The organism is Proteobacteria bacterium CG1_02_64_396 (genome assembly GCA_001872725.1).
In the GTDB taxonomy this organism is placed as follows: domain Bacteria; phylum Pseudomonadota; class MNWR01; order CG1-02-64-396; family CG1-02-64-396; genus CG1-02-64-396.
The window spans coordinates 1-16707 of the sequence record MNWR01000061.1; the positions used below are offsets into that span (position 1 = coordinate 1).

The window sequence follows — 16707 nt, forward strand, 5'->3', positions numbered from 1 at the left end:
CAACAGATTCTCATCAGCATGGACGGACGGGGCCGGGCGCTGGACAACGTCTTCATCGAACGTTTGTGGCGCACGGTGAAGTACGAAGAGATCTACCTGTACGACCATGCCGATGGGGTGGCGCTGCACCAGGGGCTCGACCGCTACTTCCGGTTTTACAACACCGAGCGCCCCCACAGTGCCCTCGGCGGCAAGACCCCAGAACAGGTCCATCAAACCCACGGCGGAACCACCCACCGCCACTAACCGTTTACAAATTTTCGCCCCCAAACTGTCCAAGGAGTGGGGTCCACCCCACACACCGCCTGTGCCCCAACGGTTCGCGGACGGGGTCCGCTCCTACGAAGGTCGTTCGTGCCCCTCGTAGGAGGCCACCCCGTGGCCGAACACGATCAACCCCCATCGCACCGCCTTTGCCCGAACGGTTCGCGGACGGGGTCCGCTCCTACGAAGGTCGTTCGTGCCCCTCGTAGGAGGCCACCCCGTGGCCAAACACGATCAACCCCCAACCGCACCGCCAGCGCCCGGATGGTTCGCGGACGGGGTCCGCTCCTACGAAAACGGTGGGGATGCCCCGTAGGAGGCCACCCCGTGGCCGAACACGATCAACCCCAGTCGCAACGCCGGTGCCCGGATGGTTCGCGGACGGGGTCCGCTCCTACGAAGGTCGTTCGTGCCCCTCGTAGGAGGCCACCCCGTGGCCGAACACGATAGGCCCGGTTGCGGCGCCCCACCCCACCCACGAAAACAGACCGGCAAGCTTGCCGGGATGGCTTGGCTCCCGATGATCTGCTAGGTTCGCATCGATTGCATCGGAGCGACGCCCAGGAGCAGAGCTATGTCACCACCCCGCCGCATTTTGCTGTGTGTCACCGGCCTGACCCCCCAGGTGGTCACCGAAACCCTCTACGCCCTGGCGATAGCGGGGGATCGGCCCTGGATTCCCGCGAAATCCACCTGATCACCACCGCCGAAGGGGCCCGGCGGGCACGCCTGGCCCTGCTCTCCGACGACCCCGGCTGGTTCCACCGCCTGCGCAGCGACCACCACCTGCCCCCCATCGCCTTCGACGACACCTGCATCCACGTCCCCTGCGCTGCCCAGGGCCACCCCCTGGACGACATTCGCACCCCCGCAGACAACGAAGCGATGGCCGACTTCATCGCCGAAACGGTGCGCAAACTTACCGCCGACCCTGCCAGCGAGGTCCATGCCTCCATCGCCGGGGGGCGCAAAACCATGGGATTTTATCTGGGGTATGCCCTGTCGCTGTATGGCCGCCCCCAGGATCGGCTGTCCCACGTTTTGGTCAGCGAACCCTTCGAATCGAGCTGGGATTTTTTCTACCCCTCCCCCACCAGCCGGATCATCCCCCTGCCCAACAAAAACCTGGCCGACACCCGCGACGCCCAGATCACCCTGGCCAGCATCCCCTTCGTGCGGCTGCGCGACGGCCTACCCGAAGATTTGCTGGCCGGACGCAGCAGCTTCGCCGCCACCGTGGCCGCCGCCCGCATCGCCCTGGAGCCCCCGGCGCTCCAATTGGACTTGGCCCGCCGCACCATCCTGGCCTCGGGCAAGGTGGTTTCGTTGCCGCCGGTTCCCCTGGCCCTGCTGGCGGTGTTCGCCCGCCGCGCCCAACAGGGGCTGCCCCCCCTGTCCGCCCCCAACAAAGAGGTGCCCGATTTCGACTGGGGCGAGCGGTTTTTGCACGAATACCGGCTCGTTCGCGGCCCCATGGACGACCTGGAGCAGACCGAAAAAGCGCTGAAAAACGGCATGGATGGGGGGTACTTTTCGGCCCACCTTTCCAAGCTGCGCCGGGTGCTGAACAAAAACCTGGGCCCCGCCGCCACCCCCTACCTGATCGCCGACAGCGCCACCCGCCCCCGCCGCTACCGCCTGGCCCTGCCCCCCGAAGCCATCACCTTCGCCCCCTTGCCCGACGGCAAGCTTGCCAAATCCGACAGCCCCGCCCCCTTGGATGACACTGGCGCGTGAAAAGGAGAGACCCCATGAGCGCATTCAATCGGTTTGAGTACACCTGCCACGGAGGAACACCATGAGCAATCTGCTGGATGCCTCCAGCCGGGTGGCGCTGGCCGCCTTGCTGCACGATCTGGGCAAATTCACCGAACGTGCCCGGATTGCCGACAACGCCACGCAGGACGAGGCCAACCGGGATCAATACTGCCCCCGCACCCTTGATGGGCGGCTGACCCATGTTCATGCCGCCTTCACGGGGCTGGCGTTCGATCAGGTGGTCCCCCCCGAACTGCGCACCAACGCCAACCTGGCCCCTTTTGCCGCCTGGGGGGGCAAGGGGGCCGACGACTCGCTGATCAACGCCGCCGCCCGCCACCACCGCCCCGAAACCCTGCTGCAATGGATCATTGCCAGCGCCGACCGCTTGGCCTCGGGATTCGAACGGGAGGAGTTTCAAACCTACAACACCACCCCCGACGAAGCCCCCAGCCGCAAACTCAGCCACTACACCACCCGCCAAGAAACGCTGCTGGAGCGCATCCGCCTGAACAACCGCCCCGAAACCAGCACGTGGCGCTACCCCCTTGCCCCCCTCTGCCCCAACACCCTGTTCCCGGTGCCCGCCCAAACTTGCGAAAACGACACCAAAACCACCGCGCAGGAGAGGTATCGGGCGTTGTGGGAGGGGTTTCGACAGGGGTTGGACCTCATTCCCGCAAGCCACCGGAAAAACCTACCCCTGTGGCTGGACCACCTCGACAGCCTGTGGCTGACCTTCACCCACGCCATCCCTTCGGCTACCTCCGGGATCGGCGGCAAAGTCCGTCCCGACGTGTCGCTGTACGACCATTCCCGGACCACAGCGGCCCTGGCGGTGGCGTTGTGGCGCTACCACACCGACTTGGAGAACGAGCCCGTTGGGGTGCGTCAACAGTTGCAAGCGCAGTGGGATTGGAAACGGGAGTCCGACGATTTGGGGCAAGAGGCCTGGAACACACCGAAGTTTTTGCTGGTGCAAGGCGACTTTACCGGCATTCAGAACTTCATTTTTTCGCAGGGCAGCCAAACCCAAAAGCGGGCCGCCAAACTGCTGCGGGGGCGTTCGTTTTACGTATCGCTGCTGAGCGAACTGGCGGCCCTGAAGGTGCTGGAGTCCCTGGAGCTACCTGCCAGCAGTCAGGTGGTGAACGCGGCGGGCAAGTTCTTGATCGTCGCCCCAAACACCTCTGAAACCATCGACCGACTGCACACCGTGCAAGCCGAACTCGACACCTGGTTTCTGGCACACACCTACGGCCAATCGGGCATCGGGCTGGCTTGGCTTCCCGCCGCCGCCAGCGATTTCCGGCAAACGGCGCAAGGGGAAAACCCCTTTCAAGTGCTGATGAAACGGCTGTTCCAGCAACTGGACGAGATCAAGCTGCAACGGCTGAACCTGTGTGGCAACACCGCCCCCGCCTCCCCGGTCTTCGACGGTTTTCTGGATCGTTTCGAACACGGCGAATGCCGAATCGACGGCCACTCCCCCGCCACGGTGGAACACGGTGGCCTCTGGATGACCCCCCTGGCCGCCGACCAGATCGACACCGGCAAGTGGCTGGCCACCTGCCAGCGGGTGCTGGTGACCCGCAACAACCTAAACCACAAGACCCTGCGCCTGCCCCTCTTTGGTTATTGGGTCAGCTTCACCGCCGGGCAGGAGGAGACCGGCAAATTCGGCGCCCAGGCGCAATCGGGCGATTTGGTGCGGGCTTGGGATTTTTCCCTGCCCGTAGCGGCGGATGATCCCCTATGGAATGGCTACGCCCGCCGCGCCATCAACGCCTACATCCCCCGTTTTGGCGCCATCAACGCCTGGGAGGCCGACCGCTACCACGGCCTGGAAAACCCCGAAGACTTCGACCCCCACCCCGACGAAATCAAAACCTTGAACCACCTGGCCCGGGACGACCGCCGACCCGATCCCGAAAAACCAGATCGCTGGATCGGCGCCGAGGCGTTGATGGTGTTGAAGGGGGATGTGGACAACCTGGGGCTGATTTTCCAGAAGGGGCTGGAAACCCCCACCTTTGCCAAGATGGCGGCGCTGTCGCGGCAGATGAACGCCTTCTTCGCCGTTTATTTGCCTTGGCTGTGCGCCCAGGAATTCCCCAACACCTACACCGTTTTTGCCGGGGGGGACGACTTTTTTTTGATCGGGCCGTGGCATTCCACCCTGAAGCTGGCCCAGACAATGCAGCAGGAATTCCAACGTTACGTGGCGCAGAACCCCGACATTCATTTTTCTGCCGGGCTGGCCATGACCAAACCGGGGCTGCCGATCCGGCAGTTGGCGGATCTGGCCGAAAAAGCTTTGGACGACGCCAAAAAGGTGCCCGGCAAAAACGCCGTCACCTGTTTTGGGCAATCGGTTTCCTGGGGCGACTTCAACCTGCTGATGGCGCGGGCTCAAGGGCTGGATCGGGTGGCCCAGGAGCACGCTCTATCTACCGGGTACCTCTATGGCTTGCTGCACCTGACCGACATGGCGGGCAAGGTGGAGGAGCGCCCCGAAAACGCCCTGTGGCATTCCCGTTTTGCCTACCGCACCCGGCGGCTGATCGAAACCCAGTTCAAACAGATTGAAAACCGCGACGAACGGGAGGCGGCCCGACGGCGTTTGCAGGCCGAACTTGCCCACGAAATTGCCGAGGCGGGCATCAAGAAGCACACACATGCCTACAAAATTGCCCTGTTCACCCACCTGTACCAACAACGCGACTAAGGAGAGCCCCCATGAACCACCCTTCATCCCCGCGCACGCACGGTTCCTCATCCGGGGGGCAACGACCTCCGTACTCGGGGGGCGCACCTGCACCATCCGGTTCCTGGGGGCACATCCGCTTTACCAAACCCCTGGATGCCGAACTGTTCAACGGTCGGGCACAAGATGCCGCCAAGAAGGTGGCGGAGGATCGCAACCGCAACAAACCCACCCAATTGCGCCGCTTTTACGACGAACTGGTGTTGTGGGAAACCCGTACCACCCAGCAACCGGGCAAATTCGACGAATACCTCCCCTTCATCCGGATGCTCAACGCCAAGGCCGCTTATGCCGAGGGGCGCAAGCTTGTCGACCGCAACTTCGTCGATCTGCTGGCACACACTCTGAAAGAGGTCCAAAGCGCCGAAACCCTGACCACCTGCAAACTGTTCTGGGAGGCCTTCATGGGCTTCTACAAGCAGGAACGCGGCAACGACTAAGGAAGCGCTGATTTAATAGCGCTTCCGAGCGACCCAGGGATGGGTCGCCAAAATCGGTCACGTAAGTGACTGATTTTGCAAGCGCAGCAAAAACCACGTTTTTTGCGTAGCGTGCTGATTCAAGGCAGGAGCCTTGAATCAGCATTTCCCTAATCAAGGAGAACCCCCATGAAACTCACCGCCATTCGCAAATTTGAAGGTCAACTCGAATTGGTCACCGGGCTGCACATCGGCTCGGGCAACACCGAAATGCACATCGGCGGCACCGACAACCCGGTGCTGAAAAACCCCGTCACCCTGGAGCCCTACATTCCCGGATCCAGCCTGAAGGGGAAAATCCGCAGCCTGCTGGAGTGGAAGTTGGGGGTGGTGGGGCAAACCGAGGGCAAACCGCTGGGTTTCCGCGACGTCGGCCGTGTGCCAGACGCCGACCAAGAGGAGGCCAAAACCCTGCTCAAACTCTTTGGCGGGGCGCCGGAGGGCTCCAGTCAAGACATGAAGCTGGTCGAGGAGATCGGTCCCACCCGTTTGGCCTTTTGGGATTGCGCGCTGAGCCGCGATTGGGTGGCCGAAATGAACCGGCGCAACCTGCTGCTGACCGAAACCAAGATGGAAAACATGATCGACCGCATCCGGGGGGTGGCCGAACACCCGCGCAACACCGAGCGGGTTCCGGCGGGGGCAACCTTCGACTTTGCCCTGACCGTGCGCGTCCATAACAAGGAAGAACTTTTGCCTATGGTCTACGAGGGGCTGAAGTTGCTGGAACTCACCGGCCTGGGGGGCTCGGGTTCGCGGGGATACGGCAAGGTGCGGTTTACCCGGTTGAAACTTGACGGCAGCGACGTGTTGGGCGAAGTGGCCAAGGTCAACCTTGCTGCGGCCAAGTGAGGGGGCGACCCATGCGCACCTTCACCACCCGCCTGACCCCACAATCCCCCTTCGGCACCCTGTTGAAGGGGGACACCCTGTTTGGGCAACTGTGCTGGGCCATCCACAACCGCTGGGGGAATGAACGCCTGAGCGAACTGCTCGACGGTTACACGGCAGGTCGCCCCTTCGTAGTGCTGGCCGACGCGCTGCCCGCCGGGCATTGGCCCCGCCCCAACCTGCCCGGCCACTGGTTCACGCCGCTGGCGCAGGAGGACCGCAAGGCGGCCAAACGGCGGATGTGGCTGCCCCATGCCCACTTTGCCACCCCGGTGGCCGATTGGCTGCACCACTGCGTCGCCGATGACACCCTGCCAGGGGGAGCCCCCCAACCCCACCCCCACCCCCACAACAGCATCGACCGGCGCAGCAACACCACCGGCGACGGGTTTGCCCCCTACACCCTGGAGCGGCATTGGTATGGGAAAGATGCCCAACTGGATCTGCACCTGGTTTTGGACCAGTCGCGCCTGTCCGCCGCCGACCTGGAGCAAGCCCTGCGCGACATCGGCGAACTGGGTTTCGGTCGCGATGCGGGGATTGGTCTGGGCCGTTTTAAGGTTGCCCCTCTGGAGGAGGCCGCCCTACCCAGCCAGGAGGGGGCCAACGCTTGGCTGACCCTGGCCCCCTGCGCCCCGCAAGGGCTGGCCTGGAATGCAGCCCGCTGCTTTTACCAACCGTTCACCCGCTTTGGGCGGCATGGCGATGTGGGGGTCCACCGGGGCAACCCCTTCAAAACCCCGGTGCTGCTGGCCAACAGTGACGCGGTGTTGTCCCCGGCTGTGATGAACACCCCGAGCTTCATTGGCCAGGGTTTGGGCGGCGAAGGCAGCCTCTCGAAGGCCATCCGGGATACGGTACATCAGGGTTATACGCCAGTGCTGGGGATCAAGCTGCCCAAGGGAGGGCACAAAACATGAGCGAACTCGTTTTTTTCGAGACGACCGACAACACCATCGAAGTCCGTATCGAGCAGGAAACCGTCTGGCTCTCGCAAGACCAGATGGCGCGGCTGTTCGAGCGAGATCGCTCGGTCATCAACAGGCATTTGCGCAACGTCTTCAAAGAGGAAGAACTGGTGCGGGAGGCAACCTGTGCATTTTTTGCACAAGTTCAAAATGAGGGGGGCAGAACGATTACCCGCCAGATCGAGCATTACAACCTAGATGCCATCCTCTCGGTCGGGTATCGGGTGAATTCCAGACGCGGTGTGCAGTTCAGGCAATGGGCCAGCCGTGTTCTGAAAGACCATCTGGTGCAGGGCTACACCCTCAACCGGCAGCGCTTGAAAACCAACGCCGCCGAACTGGAAGCGGCCCTAAAACTGGTGCGGGCCACCCTCAAAAGCCCCGAGATCACCGCCGAGGCGGGGCAAGGTCTGGCCGAGGTTATCGTCCGCTACACCCAGACCTTCCTCTGGCTGCAACGTTACGACGAGGGGTTGCTCACCGATCCCAAAGGGCACCCCGGCGGCCTTTTGCCCACCTGGCACGAAGCCACTGCAGCCATCGCCAGCCTCAAAACCGACCTGATGGCCAAAAGCCAAGCCAGCGCCCTGTTTGGCAACGAACGGGAAGAGGGGCTGGCCTCCATCCTGGGCAACCTGGACCAAACCGTGTTCGGCGAACCGGCCTACCCCACCCTGGAATCCCGCGCCGCCCATCTGCTGTATTTCGTCATCAAGAACCACCCGTTTTCCGACGGCAACAAACGGATCGGCTCGTTGTTGTTCGTCGATTTTCTGCACCGCAATGGTCGGCTGTTTCAGCCCAACGGCACCCCGGTGGTCAACGACGTGGGGCTGGCGGCGCTGGCGCTGCTGGTGGCCGAATCCAAACCGGCCGACAAAGAGGTGTTGATCCGTCTGGTCATGAACATGCTTGCCGGGGAGGACTTATGAACCCGTTCATCGGCCACCGTCTGCTCTTCACGCCGCTGTCTCCCGTCCACATCGGCACGGGGGAAAGTTACGAACCCACCCACTACGTCATCGACGATGGTGTACTGCACGAATTCGACACCGGATCGGCCATGGCAGCCCTGACGGCGGCGGACCGAAAAACCCTGCTGGAAATCGGCAACCGCAAACCCGACGCGGGGATGATTCAGGCGGTGCAGCGCTTTTTTTTCGAACGGCGCCAGGTCTTGATGGCCCATGCGGTATCCCGCGTTGCGGTGTTGCCGGGGGTGGCGGGTCTTTACGCCAGCCGGGTGGGGCAAATCGCCAATCACGAATCGAACGGCGGCAAGGTGCTCAACAAGCTGGAGATCGACCGCACCGCCTTCAATCCGGTGACCCGACTGCCGGTGTTGTTCGGCTCCAGTTTGAAGGGGGCGATGCGCACGGCGTTGCTGGATGGGATCAATCGCGGTCAGAAAACCCAAGAACGCAAGGGATTTCACGATTTCCAGAAGGTGGTGCTGAAGTATCAGAACGAGCAAGGCAAGTTAGCCATGGATCTCGACCCCCTGCGTTTGGTGCAGGTTGCCGATGCCCCCTGGGGCGGCGAACCGGGTCTGCCCGCCGCCCAAATTCACTTAGCGGTCAACCGCAAGAAGGCTGCGGTGAAAGACGAAAAAGGCAATCTGCGCAAATCCAGGGCCGACACGTTGTACCAAATCCTGGAATGCCTGCCCGCTTGGCGGTACCGCGCTTTTTCGGGGCAACTCAACCTGCAAACGGTGGAGGGTCTGGCCGAAAAAAACCGTCAGGGACAGCGCCAACTCCCCGCCCCCCACCTGCGTTTCGATGCCCGCCAAATCGCCACCGCCTGCAACACCTTCTACCGCCCCATCCTGGAACAAGAAAACGACCTGCTGCGGGGGCGGGGTTACCTTGATGCCGCTTGGGATCGGGACCTCCAGCAACTCTTGACCCAGGCCAAATCCAAAATGGATCGGGGCGAGGTTTTTCTGCTGCGGGTTGGCAAACATTCGGGGGCCGAGTCGGTCACCCTCAATGGGAATGGGGTGCGACAGATCAAAATCATGGAGGGCAAAGGACCGGACGGAAAAAACCGCTCCAGCACCGCTGCAACCCCCAAAACCCTTTGGCTGGCCGCCAACGACCAGGACCAAACAAGTGGCCTCATCCCCTTCGGCTGGCTGCTGGTCGAAATCCACCCCATACAAACCGATGTTCCCGATTGGCCCGAACTGCAAAACACCTGCTCGCCCCACCTGGCCAGTGCCCATGCCTTGGCCGCCAAACTGCACGCCAAAGAGGGGGAGATCGAGCACCTACGCAAGGAGACCGAAGAACGGCGCCAACAGGAGGATGCGGTTGCCCGGCAAAAGGCAGAAAAGGCTGCTCAAGAGGCGCAAGACCTGGCGCAACACCAGGCCCGCCTGGAGGCTTTGAGCGGCAACCTGCGTCAGGTGGAGGCCTTCAAAAAGGGCTGTTCGGATCGTGTCGAACAACTGCGGGGCAAACTCGACAAGCCCTTTGGCCCCTTCTACCAACGGGCCAAACAGCTTACCGAGGCGGCGCGGGGGGATGACTGGACAGGGCAAGAGCGCCTTGCCGCTGCCCAAGCCATTGGGGAATGGCTCCCCAAAATCGAGCCGATCAAGCCCAAAACCCTTGAGGAAAAACTGGCATTGGCAACCTTGCGGGGCACCCCATGATCCGCCCCCTATTCACCCTCCTCATCCCCTCCTGGCTTTTCCTGCTGGGGGCCAGTTGGACGGCCGATGGCCTTCGGGATGGGTGGCTGTCGGGCACCCTGGCCGATCCTTGGGGTTTGGCCATTGCACTGCTCTGTTTTCTGGGGGGGGCGTTCTGGCTTTACCACGTTCGGCAGGCCTTTTTGCCCTTGGCCACCTTCCGGGAGGGGGATCGTCCGGCCCCTCATGCGGCATTGGTGCTGCTGGTTTCGCCCCCTAAACCGGAACAGCCCCCCATCGATTTGAGCGGCAATCTGAACCAAGACATCGCCGCCCTGGATGCCTCCCGTTGGAACTGGCAACAACTTTTGCGGGCGATTCAGCCCCACGTCGCCACCGCCAGGCATGTGGTGCTGATTGGCTCTTCGGGGAAGGAGGGCTCCTACCATCACCTTGAAACCTGCCAAACCCTGCTGGCGCGTTACCTGCCCACCGCCACCTTCACCCAGGCCCCAGCGGTCGATTTTCAAAAGCTGGAGGCGACCCGCGAAACCATCGAGCAGATTTTTGCCGACCTGCGCCAACAGGGTGTGCCTGAGCGGCAGATCTTGATCGACGTCACCGGCGGCACCAAAACCGCCAGCATCGCCGCCGCTTTGGCCACCCTGCGCCACCACCGGGTGGAATTCCAATACGTTGAAGGGGGAAGCGCCCCTTTGATCTACAACGTGGTGTCCCAAGCCCCCGCCACCCTGGACTCGTGATGCTCTACCTACTCAACACCCCCGTTTTAACCACCTACGGCACCTGGCGGTTTTCTGGCCCCCTGCCGTTGGATCAAGCCCGCGCCCTGGCCGCTCAGGGGTTTATCAGCGCCATTGGCCACGACAGCACCGCCCGCCTGCTGAGCAACCTGCTGGGGGTGGAGGTCAAGGTGAACCGGGTGGCGGTGACGCTGGGGGTGGGGGACCGCGCCCTGGTGTTGCGTCTGCTCAAAAGATTGCCGGAGGGGGGGGTGCTGGACGATGCCGCCCTGGCCGGGTGGCCCTACGAATTGGGGTTGTTGGAACGGGTGGATTGACCTGCATGGACCTTGGCACCCCCACGAAACGCACCGCCCGTGCCTGGACGGTTCGCGGACGGGGTCCGCTCCTACGAAAGGGGCATACCTTGTAGGAGGCCACCCCGTGGCCGAACACGGTCAGCCCCCATCGCACCGCATGGGCCCGGACGGTTCGCGGACGGGGTCCGCTCCTACGAAAGGGGCTATCTCGTAGGAGGCCACCCCGTGGCCGAACACGGTTTACCCCCCATCGCACCGCATGGGCCCGGACGGTTCGCGGACGGGGTCCGCTCCTACGAAAGAGGGGGACGTGCTTCGTAGGAGGCCACCCCGTGGCCGAACACGGTGAACCCCCATCGCGCCGCCCGCGCCCGAACGGTTCGCGGACGGGGTCCGCTCCTACGAAAGGGGCATACTTCGTAGGAGGCCACCCCGTGGCCGAACACGGTTTACCCCCCATCGCACCGCATGGGCTCGAACGGTTCGCGGACGGGGTCCGCTCCTACGAAAGGGGCTATCTCGTAGGAGGCCACCCCGTGGCCGAACACGGTTTACCCCCATCGCGCCGCACGCGCCCGAACGGTTCGCGGACGGGGTCCGCTCCTACGAGGGAGGGGGGGGCGTATTTCGTAGGAGGCCACCCCGTGGCCGAACACGGTTTACCCCCATCGCGCCGCCTTTGCCCGGACGGTTCGCGGACGGGGTCCGCTCCTACGAAAGGGGCGTACCTCGTAGGAGGCCACCCCGTGGCCGAACACGGTCAGCCCCCATCGCGCCGCCTGTGCCGGGGCGGTTCGCGGACGGGGTCCGCTCCTACGAGGGAGGGCGTGCTTCGTAGGAGGCCACCCCGTGGCCGAACACGATCAACCCCAGTCGCACCGCCTGTGCCCAGGCGGTTCGCGGACGGGGTCCGCTCCTACGAAAGGGGCATACCTCGTAGGAGGCCACCCCGTGGCCGAACACGATCAACCCCAGTCGCACCGCCTGTGCCCAGGCGGTTCGCGGACGGGGTCCGCTCCTACGAAAGAGGGGGACGTGCTTCGTAGGAGGCCACCCCGTGGCCGAACACGATCAACCCCCAATCGCACCGCCTGTGCCCAGGCGGTTCGCGGACTTCGGTCCGCTCCTACGAGGGAGCGCGCTTCGTAGGAGGCCACCCCGTGGCCGAACACGGTGGACCCCCATCGCGCCGCCCGCGCCCGAACGGTTCGCGGACGGGGTCCGCTCCTACGAGGGGGGGCGCGCTTCGTAGGAGGCCACCCCGTGGCCGAACACGATCAACCCCAGTCTCACCGCCTGTGCCCAGGCGGTTCGCGGACGGGGTCCGCTCCTACGAGGGAGCGCCCCCCGTAGGAGGCCACCCCGTGGCCGAACACGGTCAGCCCCCAATCGCACCGCCTTTGCCCCAACGGTTCGCGGACTTCGGTCCGCTCCTACAAAACCAGGTGAACACCATGCACATCCACATCGTTCTGGTTTCCGATCAGGTGCTCCCCAACCTGATTCCCGCCCTGATGGAGCGCCCCGACCGGGTGGTGCTGGTGGCCACCCCGGCGATGAGCACCAAGGGGATGACCGCCCGGTTGGCCCGACTGCTGCGCCGGGAGGGGATCGACGTGGCCATTCGGGAACAGGCCCCCGACGCTGGGCTATCCCGCATTCAAGACTACGCCTTGGATCTGGCCGCCTGGCTGGAGGGTGAACACCCCGACGCCCGCATCACCTTGAACGCCACCGGCGGCACCAAGCTGATGGCGCTGGGGTTTATCGAGATCTTCCGGGGGCAGGGGCGCATCCTGTACACCGATACCGCCCACCGCTGCATCGAGGTGCTCCCCGACGGCAAGGGGCAGACCGCCCCCCCCATCCCCATGAACGACGTGCTCGATGTGCCCACCTACCTGGCGGCTCAGGGGTTTGTGTTCGAACGGGCCGCCTCCGATGCCGCCGATTGGCGCGAAGGGGCGGCAACCCGTAAACGGGCGACCAAATACCTGGGGCAAAACGCGACCGCACTAGGTGGCTTCATCGGGGCGCTCAACCGACTGGCCGACTTGGCGTTGGAACCACTGCCCGGCAGCCGCGAGGAGCGGCTGACCCACCCCGAGCAAACCTTGGATCAACCCCCTCGGGGCGACTGGAGCAAAGCGCTGGGGCAACTGCTTCAAGCCGGATTGATCGACTGGCGGGAGGGCTCGCCCGCCATCGCCTTCACCAGCGTGGAGGCGGCGCTGTATTTGCGCGGCGGCTGGCTGGAGGAATACGCCTGGCACATCGTCAAAGATGCGGGCATCAAAAATGCGGGCATCGGCGACGTGCGGCTGGGGGTCGAAGGGCACTGGGGCAACAGCCCCACCAGCACCAACGAATTCGATGTGCTGGCCACCCACAACAACCAACTGCTGTTCATCGAATGCAAAACCCTGCGTTTTCAAGGGGGCAACGACAACGAGATCGCCTACAAGGTCGATAGCCTGGGGGATGCGGCGCGGGGACTGTTCGGCGCCACCTGGCTCTTGAGCGCCCGCCAGCCCACCCAGGTGCTGCAAGACCGGGCCAAACAGGCCCGAATTGGCCTCATCGGCCCCGATCAACTCCCCCGTTTGAAGGAGGTCGTTCAACAATGGATGGAGCCCAACCCATGATCCACATCCCCCCCACCTGGCCCGGCCTGCCCCTGGCCCGCTACCGCTTCACCGCCCAGGCCACCACCCCGCTGCATCTGCCCGACTACGCCGGGTCGATGCTGCGCGGCGCCTTTGGTCACGCCTTGCGCAAAGCGGTCTGCATCATGCCCAAGGGCGATTGCACCGGCTGCCTGCTCAAAACCTCCTGCGTATACCCCTACATCTTCGACACCCCCCTGCCGGAGGGGAGCGACCGGATGCGGCTGTACAAAACCGTGCCCCACCCTTACGTCATCGAACCCCCCGACCCTGGGGCCAGGTCGCTGCGACCGGGGGAAACCTTCGACTTCCACCTGGTGCTGATCGGCAAAGCCAATGCCCACCTGCCCTACGTGATTCACGCCGTGGAGCAGATGCTGGCGGGGGGGCTGGGCAAAGGGGATGGGCGGGCCAGGCTGGTGGAGGTGGCCGACGAGGAGCAGGTGCGTTACCGCCCCGGTGAGCCGCTGCAACCGGGGCAAGCCCCGCTGCGCCGGGGGGATGGGGATGCCGGGGCGTTGCAATTGGGGGTCACCTTGCGCACCCCGCTACGCCTTAAAAAAGAGGACCACCTGCTCACCGGGGAGCACCTGACCTTCCGGGATGTGTTCGTCCCCCTAATGCGCCGCATCGCCATGCTGGCCTACTTCCACGGCCCCGCCCCCATCGAGGTGGACTTTCCCGCCCTGGCCCGCGCCGCCGAAGGGGTTGAGGTGGTCCATGCCCATTTGGGTTGGAAAGAATGGACCCGATATTCGGCCCGGCAGAAGGGGACCATGCAGATGGGGGGGATGCTGGGGGAGGTCAAGTTTACAGCCGAGGATTTAACCCCCTTTATGCCCTGGTTGCGTCTGGGCATCTGGTGCCATGCGGGCAAAGGAACGGTGTTCGGGTTGGGAGGGTATCGGGTGTCCCTTTTGTAGGAGGCCACCCCGTGGCCGAACACGGTCAGCCCCCATCGCACCGCCTGTGCCCAAACGGTTCGCGGACGGGGTCCGCTCCTACGAGGGGGCGTGCCTCGTAGGAGGCCACCCCGTGGCCGAACACGGTCAGCCCCATCGCGCCGCACGGGTCCGGACGGTTCGCGGACGGGGTCCGCTCCTACGAAGGGGGGCGCGCTTCGTAGGAGGCCACCCCGTGGCCGAACACGGTCAACCCCCACCGCACCGCCAGAGCCCCAACGGTTCGCGGACGGGGTCCGCTCCTACGAGGGAGCGCCCCCGTAGGAGGCCACCCCGTGGCCGAACGGGGTTGGCACAATCGCACCACCTGTGCCCGGACGGTTCGCGGACGGGGTCCGCTCCTACGAGATGGGGCGCCCTTCGTAGGAGGCCACCCCGTGGCCGAACACGATCAACCCCCAATCGCGCCACCCGTGCCCCAACGGTTCGCGGACGGGGTCCGCTCCTACGAGATGGGGCGCCCTTCGTAGGAGGCAACCCCGTGGCCGAACACGGTCAACCCCCATCGCACCACCTTTGCCCGGACGGTTCGCGGACGGGGTCCGCTCCTACAAACCCCACCCATGGGGGAAAACCGTGGCCGAACACGGTCAACCCCAACACCACAAAGGAAAGGATCCCCATGCCCCACCGCCACGGACGAGATCTGCGCAAAAACCGTTTTTCCGAACCCTTTCGCCCCTACCTCATCACCACGGTCACCCGCAACCGGCACCCCTTGTTTCGCGACCTGACGGCGGGGCGCCTGTTGATCCAAACCCTGCGTGCCGCCACCCCCCACACCCAGACCCTGGCGTTCGTCGTCATGCCCGATCACCTGCATTGGTTGATGGTTCTGGGCAACACGCAATCTCTGGAACGGGTCGTGGGCGACGTTAAACGGATCTCCTCCCTCAAAATCGCCCGCTGGCGTGGCCAGCCAGGAGGCATTTGGCAATCGGGGTTTTACGACCACGCGCTGCGCGAAGAGGAGGATGTGCGCCAAGCGGCCCGGTATGTGGTCGCCAACCCTTTGCGGGCTGGCCTAACCGACCGTTTGGAGGATTACCCATTGTGGGATGCCGAATGGATGTAAATCAGCCACCCCTCGTAGGAGGCCACCCCGTGGCCGAACACGGTGAACCCACAATCGCACCACCTGTGCCCCAACGGTTCGCGGACGGGGTCCGCTCCTACGAGGGAGGGCGTGCTTCGTAGGAGGCCACCCCGTGGCCGAACACGGTCAGCCCCCATCGCGCCGCCAGAGCCCGGACGGTTCGCGAACGGGGTCCGCTCCTACGAAAGGGGCATACCTCGTAGGAGGCCACCCCGTGGCCGAACACGGTCAGCCCCCATCGCACCGCACGGGCCCAGGCGGTTCGCGGACGGGGTCCGCTCCTACAAACCATGGGGGAACCGTAGGAGGCCACCCCGTGGCCGAACACGGTCAGCCCCCAATCGCGCCGCCCGTGCCCAAACGGTTCGCGGACGGGGTCCGCTCCTACGAGGGAGGGCGTGCTTCGTAGGAGGCCACCCCGTGGCCGAACACGGTCAGCCCCCATCGCACCGCCTGTGCCCGGACGGTTCGCGGACGGAGTCCGCTCCTACGAAAGGGGCATACCTCGTAGGAGGCCACCCCGTGGCCGAACACGGTCAGCCCCCAATCGCGCCGCCCGTGCCCAAACGGTTCGCGGACGGGGTCCGCTCCTACGAAAGGGGCATACCTCGTAGGAGGCCACCCCGTGGCCGAACACGGTCAGCCCCATCGCACCGCCCGTGGCCCGACGGTTCGCGGACGGGGTCCGCTCCTACGAAAGGGGCATACCCCGTAGGAGGCCACCCCGTGGTCGAACACGATCAACCCCCATCGCACCACCCGTGCCCGGACGGTTCGCGGACGGGGTCCGCTCCTACAAACCATGGGGGAACCGTAGGAGGCCACCCCGTGGCCGAACACGGTCAGCCCCCAATCGCGCCGCCCGTGCCCAAACGGTTCGCGGACGGGGTCCGCTCCTACGAGGGAGGGCGTGCTTCGTAGGAGGCCACCCCGTGGCCGAACACGGTCAGCCCCCATCGCACCGCCTGTGCCCGGACGGTTCGCGGACGGAGTCCGCTCCTACGAAAGGGGCATACCTCGTAGGAGGCCACCCCGTGGCCGAACACGGTCAGCCCCCAATCGCGCCGCCCGTGCCCAAACGGTTCGCGGACGGGGTCCGCTCCTACGAAAGGGGCATACCTCGTAGGAGGCCACCCCGTGGCCGAACACGGTCAG

General features: G+C 64.5%; 11 protein-coding genes and 2 pseudogenes. All 13 read left to right on the plus strand.

Annotated features, from left to right (window positions below; genetic code table 11):
• The 13 genes and pseudogenes from AUJ55_07125 (at position 1) to AUJ55_07185 (ending at position 15531) form a co-directional block, all read left to right on the plus strand.
• Positions 1-246: pseudogene (locus AUJ55_07125) on the plus strand (hypothetical protein).
• Positions 247-838: 592 nt separating this feature from the next.
• Positions 839-2001 (plus strand): annotated as a pseudogene (locus tag AUJ55_07130) (CRISPR-associated protein).
• 61 nt (positions 2002-2062) lie between these two features.
• On the plus strand, positions 2063-4750 hold the full coding sequence (locus AUJ55_07135; protein OIO57138.1) for a type III-A CRISPR-associated protein Cas10/Csm1: 2688 nt from the start codon (positions 2063-2065) through the stop codon (positions 4748-4750).
• Between the two features lie 11 nt (positions 4751-4761).
• Entirely contained in the window at positions 4762-5229 is a 468-nt protein-coding gene (locus AUJ55_07140; GenBank protein ID OIO57139.1) for a type III-A CRISPR-associated protein Csm2, read from the plus strand.
• 168 nt (positions 5230-5397) lie between these two features.
• Positions 5398-6120 carry a type III-A CRISPR-associated RAMP protein Csm3 gene (locus AUJ55_07145; GenBank protein OIO57140.1) on the plus strand — a complete coding sequence of 241 codons (723 nt, stop codon included), beginning with the start codon at positions 5398-5400 and terminating at the stop codon, positions 6118-6120.
• Positions 6121-6131: 11 nt separating this feature from the next.
• Positions 6132-7079, plus strand: a complete 948-nt coding sequence (locus AUJ55_07150) for a hypothetical protein (GenBank protein OIO57141.1) — start codon at positions 6132-6134, stop codon at positions 7077-7079.
• A complete protein-coding gene (locus AUJ55_07155; protein OIO57142.1) occupies positions 7076-8059 on the plus strand; it encodes a hypothetical protein in 984 nt (327 codons plus the stop codon). Before AUJ55_07150 ends, AUJ55_07155 begins: the two co-directional genes overlap by 4 nt.
• Positions 8056-9786, plus strand: coding sequence for a hypothetical protein (locus tag AUJ55_07160; protein OIO57143.1), 1731 nt, complete (start codon positions 8056-8058; stop codon positions 9784-9786). Before AUJ55_07155 ends, AUJ55_07160 begins: the two co-directional genes overlap by 4 nt.
• Positions 9783-10529, plus strand: coding sequence for a hypothetical protein (locus AUJ55_07165; GenBank protein OIO57144.1), 747 nt, complete (start codon positions 9783-9785; stop codon positions 10527-10529). Before AUJ55_07160 ends, AUJ55_07165 begins: the two co-directional genes overlap by 4 nt.
• Positions 10529-10846: a hypothetical protein gene (locus AUJ55_07170; GenBank protein ID OIO57145.1), complete on the plus strand. Its 318-nt coding sequence runs from the start codon at positions 10529-10531 to the stop codon at positions 10844-10846. The genes AUJ55_07165 and AUJ55_07170 overlap by 1 nt, the downstream gene beginning before the upstream one ends.
• A gap of 1436 nt (positions 10847-12282) precedes the next feature.
• Complete coding sequence (locus AUJ55_07175; protein OIO57147.1) at positions 12283-13473, plus strand: hypothetical protein; 1191 nt, start codon at positions 12283-12285, stop codon at positions 13471-13473.
• The gene (locus AUJ55_07180; GenBank protein OIO57148.1) at positions 13470-14417 is read left to right on the plus strand and encodes a hypothetical protein; all 948 of its coding nucleotides are present in this window, start codon (positions 13470-13472) and stop codon (positions 14415-14417) included. Before AUJ55_07175 ends, AUJ55_07180 begins: the two co-directional genes overlap by 4 nt.
• A 661-nt stretch (positions 14418-15078) precedes the next feature.
• Positions 15079-15531 carry a transposase gene (locus tag AUJ55_07185; GenBank protein ID OIO57146.1) on the plus strand — a complete coding sequence of 151 codons (453 nt, stop codon included), beginning with the start codon at positions 15079-15081 and terminating at the stop codon, positions 15529-15531.
• Positions 15532-16707: the final 1176 nt, after the last annotated feature.